The organism is Paenibacillus sp. 8b26, assembly GCF_050626875.1.
GTDB lineage: Bacteria > Bacillota > Bacilli > Paenibacillales > Paenibacillaceae > Paenibacillus.
In genome coordinates, this window is record NZ_CP192445.1 from 3,930,716 (window position 1) to 3,947,228 (window position 16,513).

13 protein-coding genes are annotated in these 16,513 nt (G+C 49.3%); 11 read left to right on the top strand and 2 right to left on the bottom strand.

The features are described from left to right. Positions 1-249 precede the first annotated feature (249 nt). The 6 genes from ACQ4MX_RS18105 to ACQ4MX_RS18130 all read left to right on the top strand — a co-directional run bounded on the left by ACQ4MX_RS18105 (position 250) and on the right by ACQ4MX_RS18130 (position 7,708). A complete protein-coding gene (locus ACQ4MX_RS18105) occupies positions 250-501 on the top strand; it encodes a hypothetical protein (protein ID WP_431086457.1) in 252 nt (83 codons plus the stop codon). Then, a complete protein-coding gene (locus ACQ4MX_RS18110) occupies positions 494-2,956 on the top strand; it encodes a glycosyltransferase family 2 protein (protein ID WP_431086459.1) in 2,463 nt (820 codons plus the stop codon). Before ACQ4MX_RS18105 ends, ACQ4MX_RS18110 begins: the two co-directional genes overlap by 8 nt. Before the next feature lie 23 nt (positions 2,957-2,979). Further along, the gene (locus ACQ4MX_RS18115) at positions 2,980-3,987 is read left to right on the top strand and encodes a glycosyltransferase family 2 protein (protein WP_431086460.1); all 1,008 of its coding nucleotides are present in this window, start codon (positions 2,980-2,982) and stop codon (positions 3,985-3,987) included. After that, positions 3,950-4,369: a GtrA family protein gene (locus ACQ4MX_RS18120; protein ID WP_137060511.1), complete on the top strand. Its 420-nt coding sequence runs from the start codon at positions 3,950-3,952 to the stop codon at positions 4,367-4,369. The genes ACQ4MX_RS18115 and ACQ4MX_RS18120 overlap by 38 nt, the downstream gene beginning before the upstream one ends. After that, the gene (locus ACQ4MX_RS18125) at positions 4,366-5,967 is read left to right on the top strand and encodes an ArnT family glycosyltransferase (RefSeq protein WP_431086461.1); all 1,602 of its coding nucleotides are present in this window, start codon (positions 4,366-4,368) and stop codon (positions 5,965-5,967) included. Before ACQ4MX_RS18120 ends, ACQ4MX_RS18125 begins: the two co-directional genes overlap by 4 nt. Positions 5,968-6,076: 109 nt before the next feature. Continuing rightward, positions 6,077-7,708, top strand: a complete 1,632-nt coding sequence (locus tag ACQ4MX_RS18130) for an ArnT family glycosyltransferase (protein ID WP_431086463.1) — start codon at positions 6,077-6,079, stop codon at positions 7,706-7,708. A 115-nt stretch (positions 7,709-7,823) separates the two neighbouring features. On the opposite strand, the gene ACQ4MX_RS18135 is transcribed toward ACQ4MX_RS18130, so the two are convergent. Beyond that, positions 7,824-8,612 (bottom strand): alpha/beta hydrolase, encoded by a 789-nt coding sequence (locus tag ACQ4MX_RS18135; protein ID WP_431086464.1) that lies wholly within the window; start codon positions 8,610-8,612, stop codon positions 7,824-7,826. A 267-nt stretch (positions 8,613-8,879) separates the two neighbouring features. On the opposite strand from ACQ4MX_RS18135, the gene ACQ4MX_RS18140 reads away from it, so the two are divergent. Next, positions 8,880-10,037, top strand: a complete 1,158-nt coding sequence (locus ACQ4MX_RS18140) for an S-layer homology domain-containing protein (protein WP_431086465.1) — start codon at positions 8,880-8,882, stop codon at positions 10,035-10,037. Between the two features lie 144 nt (positions 10,038-10,181). On the opposite strand, the gene ACQ4MX_RS18145 is transcribed toward ACQ4MX_RS18140, so the two are convergent. After that, positions 10,182-11,600: a VanW family protein gene (locus tag ACQ4MX_RS18145; protein ID WP_431086467.1), complete on the bottom strand. Its 1,419-nt coding sequence runs from the start codon at positions 11,598-11,600 to the stop codon at positions 10,182-10,184. Positions 11,601-11,824: 224 nt separating this feature from the next. On the opposite strand from ACQ4MX_RS18145, the gene ftsE reads away from it, so the two are divergent. From ftsE to ACQ4MX_RS18165, 4 genes are all read left to right on the top strand, one after another. Continuing rightward, a complete protein-coding gene (gene ftsE, locus ACQ4MX_RS18150) occupies positions 11,825-12,511 on the top strand; it encodes a cell division ATP-binding protein FtsE (protein ID WP_014278394.1) in 687 nt (228 codons plus the stop codon). Continuing rightward, the gene (gene ftsX / locus ACQ4MX_RS18155) at positions 12,501-13,418 is read left to right on the top strand and encodes a permease-like cell division protein FtsX (protein ID WP_404519462.1); all 918 of its coding nucleotides are present in this window, start codon (positions 12,501-12,503) and stop codon (positions 13,416-13,418) included. The genes ftsE and ftsX overlap by 11 nt, the downstream gene beginning before the upstream one ends. An 84-nt stretch (positions 13,419-13,502) precedes the next feature. Further along, on the top strand, positions 13,503-14,786 hold the full coding sequence (locus ACQ4MX_RS18160) for a murein hydrolase activator EnvC family protein (protein WP_431086469.1): 1,284 nt from the start codon (positions 13,503-13,505) through the stop codon (positions 14,784-14,786). A gap of 207 nt (positions 14,787-14,993) precedes the next feature. Then, positions 14,994-16,460 (top strand): S41 family peptidase, encoded by a 1,467-nt coding sequence (locus ACQ4MX_RS18165; protein ID WP_431086470.1) that lies wholly within the window; start codon positions 14,994-14,996, stop codon positions 16,458-16,460. Positions 16,461-16,513: the final 53 nt, after the last annotated feature.

Sequence of the window (16,513 nt, forward strand, 5' to 3'; positions counted from 1 at the left end):
ACTCCTACTACGATTATGGTAGAATAGCACTAAGTTTTTAATTGGATTACCAATTCATCAGGACAAGACTGGTATCAAATGAATAAATGGAAGATTTTGAGGGTTCTCTTTTGACCAGAAGACTTGCATTAATGTGTAAATGAAGGGTTTAAATGAGAATAAGAGAATGCCCTGCTTTTCAGGAAGACGTAAGACTATGGATGCAGGGACAGGGCAAGAGGCAGAGTCGGGACGGTTCAGGGAGGTATTATGAGAAGCAAAAGAACGGCGCGGCAGTTAAAGAGCGCATGGATCGGTTATCACGCTTCTGACGCCGATCAGCTGGTGTCTTCGTTGCACGAAGAGCGGATACAGGCGGAGAAGTTGCTGCGCGAGGAACGGGAGCTTTTCCACGCGGCGCTGGAACGGAAGAAGCAACGGGACGCGGAGTTGAAGCAGCTACTTGCGGATGCGCTCGCAGAAGAGCGGCGTTGGATTGAAAGGGCGGGAATCCATGGGTGACAGGCTGAGGTGGCAGGTTGGGGGAGTTTCAATTCCCCAAACCAAGAGAAGAATAAAAGAAGAGCGTCACCAGATCGCTCGACTGGAGCAGCAACTGGAGGCCCAGCGGACGGAGCAGGCCCCGGTGCTGTACAAGCTGGATTTTCATATTGAGGAACTGGAACGGCGGCTCCAGGATACGGAACTGCGTATCCAGGCATTACAGAGCGCGGCGGATACGGCAGTTGCGGTGGAGCAGTTGCTGGATGAGAGTGTACAGGATGGACAAGCGCAGGAGGCGCAGGTCCAATATGCTAGTGGTCAACAGGAACAGGCTGCGGCAGGAGCCGCCTGGGGAGCAGTCTCCGGCGCGCCTGGTCCGGCAGGCGGAGAGGCCGCCACGAGAATACAGAACGGACGGAACGGCAAGGCTCGCCTGGGAGACCAATTGGTGGACAATGGCATGATTACCCGCGATCAGCTTACCGACGCCATCCGAAACCAAAGACGTTACGGTGGCAGGCTGGGCGACATTTTGGTAGAGATGGGCTTCATTACCGCAGAGCAATTGCAGGAGCAGGTGGATGGTGATGAATCCAAAGAGCGACTGGGCGACATGCTGGTACGTTCCGGCTATATTTCACCAGAGCAGCTAGAGCGCGCGCTGGAGTTCCAGGCGAAGAGCGGCGGGCTGCTCGGCGATATTTTGCTGTCATTGCAAATGCTGGAGCCTGCGGATTTGTACCGCGCGATTGCTACACAGAACCGGATCGGCCGTATTGGTGAAGAGCTGGCACTGGATGCAGCCTATAAGTTACCCGAGCAGGTGGCCATGGCTTACGGTGTGGTCGTCATTCATGAATATATGAACCGCTATATTGTGGCGGTCAGTGATCCGTTGCCGGAAGAGCGGCGCTTGAAGCTGGAGGACATTCTCGGCATGCCGGTGGAGCAGGTGCTGGCGACCAAGGAAGAGATGGAGCAGCTTTGGGGTAAAATCTACGGTGAGGAAATGATGCAGGAGAGCACGACCGGATTGTTGGAAAAAGAGCCGCACAATTCGGCGCGTACGACCTTTACGAAGGGACAACTATGGGTGTTCGCGGCAATGGGCGTAATTACAGTGCTCGGTCTTTTCTGGAACAGCTGGAATACGGTGCTGATCATCAATATGCTAATCCAGCTGTTTTATTTTGCTATGACGCTCTTCAAATTCGGTATTATTTATCTCGGTTCCCGGCGTGGGGCGCAGCTTCGCTTTACGAAGGAAGAGGTCGACGCCATGGATGAGAAAAAGCTGCCGATCTATACCATTCTCGTACCGATGTACAAGGAGGCGGGCGTGCTTCCGATGCTGTTGCGGAATTTGGAGCAACTTGATTATCCAAAATCCAAGCTGGATGTGCGGCTATTGATTGAAGAGGACGATATTGAGACGATTGAGCTGCTTCGTGAAATGAAGCTGCCCGCCTATTACACGACATTGGTTGTCCCTGACGGCTTGCCGAAAACCAAGCCGAAGGCGTGTAACTACGGGCTTATTCGGGCGCGTGGCGAATTTGTGGTTATTTATGATGCCGAGGATCGTCCCGACTCCGACCAGCTTAAAAAGGTCATTGCGGCGTTCAACTCGCTCCCTGAGCATTATGCGTGTATTCAAGCGAAGCTCAACTATTTTAACAGTACGCAAAATTTGCTGACCCGCTGGTTCACGCAGGAATATAGCATGTGGTTCGAACTGCTCCTGCCGGGTATTATGCAGTTAGATACGCCTATTCCTTTGGGCGGAACATCCAATCATTTTCGGGTATCCGTGCTCAAAGATATCAATGCGTGGGACCCCTACAATGTAACCGAGGATGCCGATCTGGGTATACGTCTGTATAAAGGGGGGTACAAAACCGCCATTGTCGATTCGCGTACATGGGAGGAAGCCAACAGTCGCGTAGGGAACTGGATTCGTCAGCGGTCACGCTGGATCAAGGGATATATGCAGACATGGCTGGTTCATATGCGCAATCCGGTGAAGCTGGTGCGTGAGGTGGGCTGGAAAGGCTTTTTCGGCTTTCAGGTCATGATTTTGGCGACACCGATGCTGCCTTTGCTGAATCCGATATTTTGGGGATTGCTGATTTTATGGTTTGGTTGGGAAATGGCCTTTATTCCCAAGCTGTTCCCGGGTTATGTGTATTACCTGGCCAGCGCGGAATTTTATATCGGTAACTTTTTGTTCGTATTTAGCAACGTGGCGGGAATGTATTGGGTCATCGGGGAACTGGAAGAGCGTGGTGAACGTTCATTTTCATATGCGATGGTCAAATACGGGCTGCTTTCGCCGCTGTATTGGGTACTTATGAGTATTGCCGCGGTGAAGGCAGCTTGGCAGCTCATTACCAAGCCGTTCTATTGGGAGAAGACGACGCATGGTCTGACCGATATGCATGATCTGGATGATGCTCCTGCACAGTCCTCCTGAATATGAAGAAAGAAGGAGCAAGAATGGAGACAAAAACACCCTTTTTATCTGTTGTCATTCCCATGTATAATGAAAGCTCACATCTGGAGCGTTCACTCAAGGTGATTGATGGTGTGCTGTCTGTGGTCACTTCACGCTATGAGCTGATTGTCATAGATGACGGTTCCAGAGACGATACGTGGGTCAAGCTATCCGAATTGTCTCGCCGTATGCCTTCTCTGCTCGCACTTCGGCTTAGCCGGAACTTCGGTAAGGAGCTGGCTCTGTGCGCAGGTCTGGAAAACGCCTCCGGCGATGCTATCATCGTCATGGACGGCGATTTGCAGCATCCTCCTGAGATGATTGGAGAAATGGTGCGTTTATGGCAGGATGAGGGTTACGATCTGGTCGAATGTGTGAAGGAATTCCGGGGAGAAGAGTCGATGGGCAAAAAGCTCGGGGCTTCATTGTTCTACGCGACCTTGAACCGTTTGACAGGCTTTAACCTCAAAGATGCCTCGGATTATAAGCTGCTGGATCGCCGGGTGGTGGATGCCTGGATGGCGATGCCTGAGCGGATTCCGTTTTTTCGCGGGATGACGGCCTGGCTTGGTTTCCGTAAAACCCAGATTTCGTTCAAGGTAGCTCCACGGGAGGAGGGCCCGAGCCGCTGGAGTCCGTTCGGGCTGATTCGTCTGGCAGCGGAAGCAATAGTTTCGTTTTCAACCGTGCCGTTGCGGGTAGTAAGTTTAATGGGACTCATTTTTATGCTGATTTCAGTTATATTGGGAATTCAAACCTTGGCGCACAAATTATCGGGTACTGCTGTGACTGGTTTTACAACTGTTATTTTGCTGCTCTTGATTATCGGCAGTGTATTGATGCTGTCCATCGGAGTGGTAGGAGAATATATCGCCGCCATATATCACGAAGTCAAAGCCAGACCTCGTTATCTGATTGCAGACAAACGGGCGAACGCTGACCGATTGTGGGTGGATAGGGAGTTTAATCAACATGATCAGACGTTCATATCTAAAGTATCCAATCATTAAATATGGCATAGTGGGGCTGCTGGGTACAGGTATCCATGTCGGTGTACTTGTACTGCTGGTGGAAATGTTCAGGGTGCCTGCGGTAATGGCTACTACGATCGGATTCGTAGTCACGCTGCTGGTGTCGTATGTGCTGAACCGGAACTGGACATTCGAGCCTACCGGGGAGGGGAGTCGCACCCAGTTTCTTAAATATTTGTTGGTTTGCTCCTGTGGCCTGCTCTTGAATGCAGGTCTTATGTACGCAACCATTCATTGGATCGGCTGGTCGTATCTGATTGGTGAGGTACTGACCACCATCATCGTGCCCGTTCATAATTATATCTGGAATCGCTATTGGATATTCTCCGTTCCACAACAGCGTCAGAAAGAGACTTCATGATTTTGAGAAAACACGGAAAAATGTTAACTTTGTTCGCTTGCGTTACTGCGCTTGAACTGGCGGTGGGCATTTATTTTGCCTGGCATCTCGGCTATATGCACACCGATGCGCTCAGCCGGGTCGCTAACGCCTTTTATGTGCTATACAGCCGTGATCCTCATCTGGGGGCTATCGGGTTCGTATGGAATCCGTTGCCCAGCCTGATGGAGCTGATCGTGCTGTTGTTCTATCCGTTATTTCCAGTGCTTGCTTCTCATGGACTGGCTGCCGTGATTATAAGCAGCGTGTTCGCAGGGGCCAGTGCGGCGCTATTGTACGGAACCGGGAAACAACTAGGGCTTCACGGTGGAATCAGTCTGCTGATTGCGCTGTTATTTTCGCTGAATCCGTTCATGTTTTTGTTCGGCTTCAACGGGCTGAGCGATTCGCCGTATATCTTCTTTATTCTTCTGACGGTGACCCGATTCTGTATGTGGTTGAAGGATCGCAAGGCGGCACACTTGATTGTGTCAGGCTTTGCTCTCGCTTTGGCCTTCTGGGTGCGCTATGAAGCGGTTCCGCTCGGTATGGGGATGGCTTTGGGGGTACTGCTGACGGTTCTTTTTCTACATCGGCGGCGCATCGCCAAAGACACGAATACAAAGGGATTATCCATCAGTGAGCGTCTGTACAAGGTGGAAGCGACCTGGCTGTTGTTATTGCTGCCGATCATCTTTTCCGGTCTGCTCTGGATCTTTTTTAACTGGATTATTATGGGTGACCCGCTTTATTTTTTACGTTCGGAATATTCCAATGCCACCCAATCGGCGGCTTTGCTGGAGGATCAGCGTTTTGCGGCGATGTTTGCCCATCCTGCGCTGATGCTGCAATTTATCGGGCAACGTACTTCATGGTATGCGGCCCCGCTGATTGCAATTTTGCTCGTACGTTTATTGGACAAGCGTCTGTTCAGTTGGAGCACATTAACACTGCTGGCAATCTTCCTATCCGTACCCGGTCTTCAATTTTTGCTGATGCTCAAGCAGTCTTCTTTCGGCTGGTTTCGGTACTTTATGTACGTGTTCCCGATTACGATCGCCTGGGTGCCATATGAGCTAAGTTTATTGAAGGGGAAAATGCGGGGAGTCGGAGTGTCTATGGTAACAGCCGGGATGCTGATTACAGCAGGCTTGTTGTCCTATGCGCTCAGCAATCCCGCTATTGCGGCAGATGAACACAGCTACCTGACGCATAGTGGAAATGAAAGCTATGATCGGCAATTAATTGAACGAAAAATTGCGCCGTGGCTGGATGAGCATTATAGTTCGTCTCTCATTTTGACAGATTCCTATGCGGCTTATCCAATCATTTTGAGCAGCAAGATTCCAAAGAAATTTATGATTACGAGCGACTATGATTTTGGAAAGTCCTTAACGGATCTGCCTGCTTCCAAGGTGGATTATGTTCTGGTAACGCGCATGGTGGAAGGGGTTCCGCTGGATCAGGTAAACCGAAGCTATCCCAATCTGTTTGAAAAGGGCGCTCCGTGGGCTTCCCTGATACGCGATTTTAGTGGACAGTGGCGGTTGTACAAAGTGGAACATGATATAGAGCCATGATAATTGTATTTCAGGCAGCAGAGTAGTCGCGGTTGGGTTGATCCGGCTGTAGGGGGGAATTAGGATTTCAACCGTATTGCTACAACAAGTTTGAGGGGGAACGAGAGGAATGTCCTTTCGCAAATGGTCTGCAAACAGATGGATGGTTATAGGTCTGTTTGTGTTTATACTTGCGTTGGAGCTGTCCGCAGGCATCTATTTCAGCTACGTTCTGGGATATATGCATACAGACGCGCTCAGTCGCGTAGCCAATGCATTTTATGTGCTGTATAGCCGTGATCCGCATTTGGGTGCCATCGGATTCATCTGGAATCCGTTGCCCAGTCTTTTGGAAATGGTGATATTACTGCTATATCCGTTATTTCCAGCATTAGCATCCTACGGATTGGCGGCTGTCATTCTGAGTGCTACCTTTGCCGCTTTGACAGCTGTGCTGCTGTATCGGGCAGGTGTCAGAACAGGGCTTGGCTCGGGAATGAGCTTGGTACTGGCGCTGCTCTATGCGCTGAATCCGTTTATTTTACTATTCGGTGCTAACGGACTGAGCGATTCGTTATACATATATTTTATTATGATGACAGTGATTGAATTTGCGCTGTGGCTCAAGGACCGCATGACAGCGAGTCTGATCGTATCCGGATTAGCGCTTGCCATGGCGTTCTGGACTCGATATGAAGCAGTCCCTCTGGGGGTGGCGATGGCAGGCGGTGTGGTCGTAGCCATTCTGTTTCTTCACCGGAACATGGGCAGACGTGAGCTGCCTTTACGGGAAAAGCTACATAAGGTCGAGGCGACCTGGCTGCTTCTCCTGCTGCCTGTTGTCTTTTCCGGTCTGCTGTGGATTTTCTTTAACTACCTCATTATGGGAAATGCCTTTTATTTCCTCAATTCGGAGTATTCCAACACAGCGCAATCGGCAGAGCTGCTAAATGATGATAAATTCGTGGAAATCTTTAATCATCCGTTGGTTGCTTTGAAATTTATCGCTTCCAAAACCCTTTGGTATTCTGTGCCGTTGTTTGCTATTCTGCTCATTCGCCTGATAAGCGGGCGGTTGTTGCGGTGGGGAACGCTGATTATTTTGCTGTTGTTCCTGTCTGTGCCGGGTTTACAATTTTTACTCATGATGAAGCAATCTTCATATGGATGGTTCCGCTATTTTATGTATGTGTTTCCGATTACCGTCGCCTGGCTGCCGTATGAGCTGAGTCAGCTCCAGGGTAGAGCGCGGCGGGCGGCCTTTGGTCTGGTGTTCGTCAGTCTGGTGCTTACGGCTGGATTACTCTCCTATGCACTGACTCGCCCGGATATCGCGCCGGATGAGAACAGCTTCCTCACACGAACAGGTAATGTGAACTATGTGAGACAGGTATCGGACCGGAAAATTGCGGTCTGGCTGGATGAGCATTTGCCCAAGTCGACCATTATGACCGATTCGGCCTCAGCTTACACCATGATCGTGTATAGCCAGTACCCGAAGCGCTTCCTGATCACAAGTGATTATACGTTTAATAGGGCATTAAGTTTTCCGCAGGAAACTCATGTGGATTATATCCTTGTACCTCAGATCAAGTCGGGCATGCCACTGAGTAAAATCAACATGGTGTATCCGAATTTGTATGAAAAAGGAGCACCCTGGGTTCAGCTCGAACGCGAGTTTAACGGGGAATGGCGCTTGTACAAAGTGCTACCCAAGTCACAATCCGAATCTCCATCTACGGCTACGACGACAGCTCCTTGATGTGTGGCAGGACCATGAAGTATTGGTTAGCATATCGCTTCATAACGAATACCCACAGCTTAACCACTTCGCCATGATACGGCGAGGGAAGTTGTGGGTATTTTTTTACACCTATTTACCGCCCCTTGAGCGGTAGCCAAGCGAGTACATCCTGAATTTTCGCGTCCCAGTATCCCCATTCATGAGTCCCTGGACCCTCTTCGTAGGTCAGTGGAATCCCGGCAGTAACGCACGCTTGTCGAAAAGTCTGGTTTCCCTCATACAGAAAATCCTCCGTACCACAGCATTGGTAGAGCCGAGGGAGTGAAGTCCCCAAGGTAGCATGACGTTGTAGCAGCTCCAGCAAGTCATGATCTGTTCCGCGTATTTCATCTGGGCCAAAAATGTGACTCCATTCCGTCGAACTCATCGCTTTATGTATAGGGTCGATGCGTGCTGCATGTAAATCCATCACCCCCGAGAGACTGGCCGCGGCCGCAAAGCGCTCTGGATGCTGGAGTGCCAGTTTGAAGGCGCCGTACCCGCCCATGGAAAGACCGGCAACAAAATTGTCTTCCCGCTTGGCGGACAAGGGAAAGAAGGAGCGTGCCAAAGCTGGCAGTTCTTCACTGATAAAGGTTTCATATGCCCCTCCCTGCTCCATATCCGCATAAAAACTCCGGTGTACCTGTGGCATTACAACAGCAATGCCCAGTGAAGCAACATAGCGTTCAATGGAGGTTCTACGTAACCAGATCGAATCATCGTCCGACAGGCCGTGCAGCAAATACAGTGTAGGGTGTGGCCCGGTTCCTTGCTTGCCCTCCAGTCCTATCTGCGAACGGGTTTCCTGAGGGAGAATAACATGCATAGATGTGTTCAAGCCAAGGATTTCTGAATAAAATTGACATTGAATAAGAGCCATAGAAAAACCTCTTTTACTAGGGATTTTGTGACCTCATTACAGTGAACTAGTATACGACTGATGATTTATTCAGTATACCGTAGCCTGTCCAAATATACATATCCAAGTAAATGACTAGGTATTAAGTCCCGAGTCCCATTTATCCTACATAAGGACGGTTTATGGTTATATGGGACGATTTTTTTGATTTGGGGGTTTTTTGGGTTTGATTTCTGGTAAAGTGTTTAAAAAAGAATGGTGAAGCCAATCAAAGGAGGAATTCAGAGTATGGGAAATAAGTTCAGAAACACGATTACTGGTGTATTGAGCACAGGTCTTATTCTTAGCGCATTCAGCGCAGCAGCAGCCGCTCCTCAGAATACAAGCGGTCATTGGGCAGGAGACCAAGTACAACGCTGGTCGGCTACAGGAAAATTAGACGGTGCGGTGAAAACGGATGCGGCCATCACGCGTGCAGAATTTATCGTTCTCTTGAACCGCAGTCTTGGTACGTTCACGCAGGATACTCCGGCCGTTACGGACGTAACGTATGCGGACAGTGTTCAGGTAAACGGTAATGGAAGCAGAACATTCACAGATGTACCAGCTTCCCACTGGGCATACAATGAACTGACAAATGCCGTGAATGCAGGTTACATAAGCGGCTATGCAGATAACAAGCTCAAACCGAATGGGAAAGTAACACGTCAGGAAGCAGCGGCTATTGTGGGCAAAGCCATTGGACTGACAGCAGGCAACGCGGCAGATGTCACCAAGTTTATAGACTCCGACAAAATCGGATCATGGGCGAAGAAAAGTGTAGCTGCCGCTGCGGAGCAAAAAATCATCAATGGTTATCCTGATGGTAAATTCCAGCCATTGAAGTCGCTGACACGTGCAGAAGCGGTTGCCATTCTGGATGCAGCTTCCGGTTACAACCTGAGCGCGGTTGATAATCTTACATCGACTCCTGGCGGAACGGTAACAGATTCCACATACAGTAACGTTACGGATTCGACGTATGGTAACACGTCTACTTCTTCTGGAAGCGAAACAGAAGATAGCAGTACCAGCACAGAAAGCACAACGAATAACAGCACTAATACGACTACGGATACTACGGACAGCTCCACAATAACAGATACAAGCACCAATACAACTACAGATACAAACACTGATGCGGTAGCTACCAGTGATACACTTAAAGTAAACGAAGTGTATGACGGCGAAGGTACGATCACAGGGACAGCTAAAGCAGGTTCCACAGTAACCGCCTATTCCAATGATTTGTCAATCGGTAGTGCAGTAGCCAAGGACGACGGCACGTTCAGCATTAACGTGCTTACTCAAAAAGCCACTGTTAGACTGGTTATCAAAGCTGTGGATGCCGACGGTAACGAAAGTTCGCCTGTAGAAATTTCTGTTTCAGGCAAACGCAGCGAGTAAGGCCGTCCTGTCACTTCATATCGGCAATTCATGACTTTGATATCGAAATTTTGAATCTGTCATGCTAAAATCCCTCTTTAACTCCGCTGGTAACCATCCAGGCGGTAGTCGAAGGGGGATTTTTGTTATGCTGCTATGCGAATTTTATTCACTTATACCATCTTCTACAATAGGCTCCTGCTGTTCGCGTGTCTGCGGCTCAGGTGATGCGCTTCCGCCGCGAACAGCCACAATGCGCTGCTGCGCACGGTAGGTATCACGGCTGATTCGGGTGCGTTCCACGGTCTTGCCATCCACGATCTTCATTCGGTACGTTTCCACCACGTATCCTGCCTTGCCCTGCCGAAGCACCTGATAGAAGCCGGGGGAAAGTGAGTCATTACGGATTGTCTTCTCTGGAATGGGTAATACACGAACCGTACGCGATTCCAGCTCATAGGACACATTGGACGGGAAAGTGCCAAAAAATTTGACGGTCAGCGTCCGGTTTTGGACAGCCGCATGAAGGAGCAAATGCTTGCCTGTATTGTTTTTGAAGCGAAAATTAATGGACCCCGTAGCAAAAGTTGCATCCTGCCCTTTGGGCAAATAGCTGACCGGCATGGAATGGTTGCGGCGCTCAACAATGTCCAGGCCGACTCGCAGCGCCGCATTGTAGACAGTGCTGGATACCTGACAAATCCCGCCGCCGATGCCCGGTTCCAATTGCCCGTTCACGATCACCGGGGCTTCACGAAAGCCGTGTGTGCGCTCAGCCTTGGCAATGATTTGACCGTAATCGAATATCTCGCCCGGCTTGAGAATCAAACCGTCAACGGTGCTTGCCGCTGAATTGACGTTGTACACACGTCCTTCCGAGCTGCTGCCGAGGCTGGTGGAAAACTGGACGATTTTGCGCTCAATCCCTTCGCTTCGCAGACCATCCACCGAAATTTCCGGCTCTAGTTGACGAAACGGCAACTCCACCCGCACTGGCTCCCCGGAAGCAGTAAAATCCTTGGGCAGCGCCTTATCGAGCGCTACGCCCAGTTTGGACCAATCCAGGCGACTGGCAGAGTGGCCCGGAATATAGCGAACCTGATCGTCCCCGTCGATCTGGCGCGTGGCATTGACAGGTTTGCCGTATCGTTGTTCCTCCCAATCAGCTCCCAGCCTGGCCTGTAAGGCCGATTCTTGCCGGGAAGGTGTGATGGTCCATTCTTTTCCAAAGGATAACCGCGTCAGCGCGCGAGTCCAAAGATGCTCCGAGACGAGCGCATTCACGGCAGCACGGAATGCCTTCGCTTCATAGTGGATACCCGCCTCCCCGAGCGTAAGCTTGATATCCTGCGCGCTACTGTCGCTGTCCGTCAGGATCAGGGGGCGTTGCTTCAATGCATTTAGTTTCGTGTCCAGCAGTCGAAGCGCGGCTGTTTTATTCATGGTTCCCACATTGACTCCTCCGACGGTTACGCCTTTCGGCAGCGTTTGCCTGTCGGCGTACAGATGCAGTCCTCCCCACAACATGGCCAACGCCAGAATTACAGTCCATATCCAGATGAAGGATAAATGAATTTTTTTCATAATGCGGCTGTCTCCTGTCTCGTAAGCTTGGCAGCGTGTTCATGTGCCATAATATTCATATATATGTGCCAAAAGCAGAAAACTTTCGGTACTATTTAGGTAACAAATTTGTTACAATGATAAACGGTATGATGAAATACGGGACTTTTTAAAGGAAATGCATGGAATATGTCGAATGGATATTAAGTTATACGTAATCTGATTAAGCAGCGGGAAGTGATCGAGTGATTGAAATGCAGGATGTGTGGAAGACCTATACTAATGGAACCCACGCACTTCAGGGAGTATCGGTCAAAATTGACCGTAATGAATTCGTATACGTAGTCGGCCCGTCCGGGGCGGGTAAATCGACTTTTATGAAGCTTATTTATAGAGAAGAAGTACCGACCAAGGGGCAAATTTCAGTTAATGGATTTAATATCGGGAAGCTCAAGCAGCGTAAAATTCCCTACGTTCGTCGCAACATCGGAGTCATTTTTCAGGATTTCCGGCTTTTGCCGCGTTTGACGGCCTATGAGAATGTCGCTTTTGCGATGGAAGTCATTGAGGCTCCAAAGAAGCTGATTCGCAAACGGGTGCCGGAAGTGCTCGAATTGGTTGGCTTGAAAACGAAAATGAATCGCGAGCCTGCCCAGCTTTCCGGTGGGGAGCAGCAGCGCGTAGCTATTGCACGGGCTATTGTCAACAATCCGTCCGTGATCATTGCCGATGAACCCACAGGTAATTTGGACCCCGAAACATCGTGGGAGATCATGCAGTTGCTAGACGAAATTAATTTTCGCGGCACGACCATTGTTATGGCGACACACAATAAGGACATCGTAAACTCCATGCGTAAACGCGTCATTGCCATCGAAAATGGCAACATCGTAAGGGATCAGGTGAGAGGGGAGTACGGATATGACTTTTAATACCTTCTTGCGTCATCTGCGGGAAGGCTTCAAAAACATATTCCGCAATGGCTGGATGTCCGTGGCATCCGTCACCTCGATTGTTGTGTCACTGCTTATACTGGGTGTGTTTATTATGCTGGTGCTTAACGTCAACTCCTTGGCTGATCAGGCCGATAGCCAGGTGGAGGTTAACGTATTTTTGGAGCTGAATGTAGAACAAAACATGCGTGAAACGCTGCAAAAGGAAATCGCGGCGATGCCGGAAATTAGCAAAACCACCTTTATCACCAAAGCTCAAGGCTTGGAGGAGCTGCGAAAAGATTTGGGAGACAGCGGCAAGGAGCTGCTGGAAGGTTTTGATAAGGACAGCAATCCGCTTCCAGACAAAATCGTTGTAGAGGTCATTGAACCGACGACGGTCCCATTTGTGGCTGAGAAGATTGAGAAGTTGAATACGATACATCCGGAGAAACCGATTTTAAAGGTCCGTTACGGAAAAGGTACCGTGGAGACGCTCTTCACCATTACCAAGCTCATCCGTAATGTGGGCTTTGTATTCGTAGCTGGCTTGGGACTGATGTCCATGTTCCTGATTTCGAATACGATCCGCGTGACCATTTTGGCACGACGCAGAGAGATTGGCATTATGAAACTGGTTGGTGCGACCAACTTTTTTATACGATGGCCGTTTTTTATTGAAGGTGCGCTTATTGGCCTGATGGGTTCTGTGATTACGGTAGGTATTTTGTTTGCTGGTTATCAGCGTTTGCTTACAGCCGTTCAAGGCGATATTGCACTGAATATGTTGAAGCTTATGCCGCTTCAGGGCGTTTGGATTCAATTGAGTGCCTTGCTAATTATTTTGGGGATGCTTGTCGGGATTGTAGGCAGTACCCTGTCCATGCGCAAGTTCTTGAAAGTATAAAGATTCATTGGTGGACGTCACAGTCGGTATTCTTTAGAACGGGGAAGCCGGTGTTATTTTGCGATAAAGGATGGGGAGTGCAAGTTGAAAAAAACAGGATCTGTGTTGGCCGCTACCTTGGTAGCCGCATTGCTAATCCAGCCTTCTGACGGATATGCCAAAAGCATGCATGAAATCAATTCGCAACTGAATCAATTGGAAAAGCAGGCCCAATCTGCCAAGCAACAGCAGGAGAAGGCGGCTCAAGATAAACAGTATGCCCAACATTACAAAAATAAAACCGTGCAAAACCTGAAAATTGTACTCGACCAGATTAACAGCGTCAGCGATCAGTTGACTCGTGTAGCGGTTCAGATTGATCAAACCGAAGATAATCTGCGTGCAACCAAAAAAGATTTATCTGAAGCCATTGATCGCATTCAGGCACGTGAAAAGATGCTGGAAACCCGTGTACGCTTGATGTATACGGACGGAACGGTCTCGTATATGGACGTGCTTATGTCTTCGGCCAGCTTTAGCGATTTCCTCAGCCGGGTGGATTCCCTGAAAACGATCGTGGAGCAGGATCAAATCCTGTTGGACGAGCATAAAAAGGACAAGGCTCTGGTCGTAAGCAAGAAGAAGCAGCTCGACACAGAATATAAAAATGCCAAGAAGCTGTATGCGCTCAAGCAGGACGCCAAAGTAGAACTGAATTCGAAGGAAAAAGAGAAGCAAAGACTGATTGCCAATTACGATCATGATATTGCTGAGTCAGATGAAATCAGCGAAGAGCAAAATGATATGCTGGTAGCCCTTGCTAACAAACGTGTGGGTCTGGTGCAGCAGAAAAACAAGCTCAGAGCGGAGCAGGCTGCCAAAGCAGCACGTGCTAGAGCGGCTGCACGTGCTGCTGAAGCCAAGCGATATGCTTCTTCATCCTCAGGCGCCGGCTCGAATTCCAGTCATGCGGCAGCCAGTACGTATACGGGTGGATCGGGCACGTTGGCCTTGCCTGTATCCAATTACCGACTCTCATCTACTTTTGGCATGCGGGTACATCCGATTACCGGCAAGCTTAAAGGCCATACAGGCATTGATATGGCGGCTCCGCAGGGAACCGATATTCATGCAGCAGAGGACGGTGTTGTCATTGTTGCAGAATGGTGGAGTGGGTATGGAAACACGGTTGTAATTGACCACGGAGACGGGCTATGGACCCTGTATGGACATATTCGCAATGGCGGTACGGTGGTTCATACGGGACAGACTGTGAAACGCGGTCAAAAAATTGCGGAAGTTGGTTCGACGGGCAACTCAACAGGACCTCACTGTCATTTTGAGGTGCGTGAGAATAACAAACCTGTAAATCCGATGAACTATCTATAGTTGAAAAGGGAAGCCCTATTTGTAGCCAATACGGTTGTAGATAGGGCTTTGCCTTCGTAGCTTGATACCCGTTGCAGAACAGGTGCATTGAAACACAGAGTAGGATACAATTAACATATTCCGTACAAGCTAGACGTATACTGCGTGGATGGATATGCGTTGTAAGGTAATAGTATACAAGATCAATAGAAGGCGGTGGACGATTAGATGTTGAAAAAAAGTACAGCGGTACTCTTGATGGTGATTGGGCTGCTTGGCGGTAGCCTGCTCACTTTTGCTTATACTGGAACGACGACAGTGGGAAACAGCGCTATGGGCGAAGGACTGCTGGCGAGTGTGACAGGCAGCAGTTCCACCTCCAGAAGTGATATCCGCAAAATCGAGACAGCGATGGATCTGATCCAGGGGCAATACTATCAGGACGTTGACCGTACCAAGCTGGTGGATGGAGCCATCAACGGTATGATGGAATCGCTCGACGACCCATATTCCTCTTATATGGGCAAAGAAACAGCACAGCAGTTTGAACAATCCATTGAAGGCTCCTTTACCGGAATCGGGGCCGAGGTAGCGGCAGAAAACGGAAAAGTGGTCGTAGTAACGCCAATTAAAGGCTCACCAGCCGAGAAGGCGGGACTGCGTTCCAAGGACATTATTTTGTCTGTTAATGGTGAAACGTTGGATGGTCTGGATCTGAACAAGGCCGTTTCCAAAATACGTGGACCTAAAGGCAGTCAGGCCAAGGTCAAAATTCAGCGCAACGGCTCTCCTGATCCGTTGGAATACACCATTACCCGTGACAGCATTGATATGGAAACTGTGACGGCTCATATGGAAAGCGGCGGTGTAGGCGTAATCACGATTACCCAGTTCTCCTTGAATACAGCAGATCGTTTCAAAGAAGAACTCGCGAAGCTGGAAAAACAGGGACTTAAAGGGCTCGTCATCGACGTGCGTAATAACCCGGGCGGCGTGCTTTCCGTCGTGATTGATATTGCACAGCAATTTGTACCTGCTGGCAAAACGATCGTACAGGTGGAAGACAAAAATCAGAAGCGTGAAGAAGAGAAGTCCAAAGGATCAAGCAAGAAATACCCGGTGACACTGCTCATGAATAAAGGTAGCGCAAGCGCGTCCGAAATTCTGGCAGGAGCTCTCCAGCAATCGGCTGGCGCAGTATTGATCGGGGAAAATTCCTTTGGTAAAGGTACTGTACAAACCAGCTATGACAAGCAAATGGGCGACGGTAGCCTGCTCAAAATTACGATTGCCAAATGGCTGACGCCAAATGGAACGTGGATTCACAAAAAAGGCATTAAGCCGGATATTGCGGTGGATCAGCCTGAATTCTTCACAGCAGCGCCACTCAACAAGGAAAAGCCGTTGAAATACAATATGAATAGCGGCGATGTAAAAAATGCGCAAATCATTCTGCAAGGCTTGGGCTACAAGCCGGGCCGCGAAGACGGCTATTTTGACAAAGTGACGGAAAGCTCCGTTATTGCTTTTCAAAAACAAGCAAAACTTACGGTTAACGGCGCGATTGATGCGAAGACAGCAGCGGCTATGGAAACCAAGCTGATCGAAAAAATCCGTGATCCGAAAAACGACAATCAACTCAAGCAGGGGATTGAAGAGATTCGGAAGGAAATGAAGACCAGCGCAGCGAAATAATAATAAGGCTACAACAAAGGGGGCTGGAAACAGCCTCCTTTTATTTTGGGATT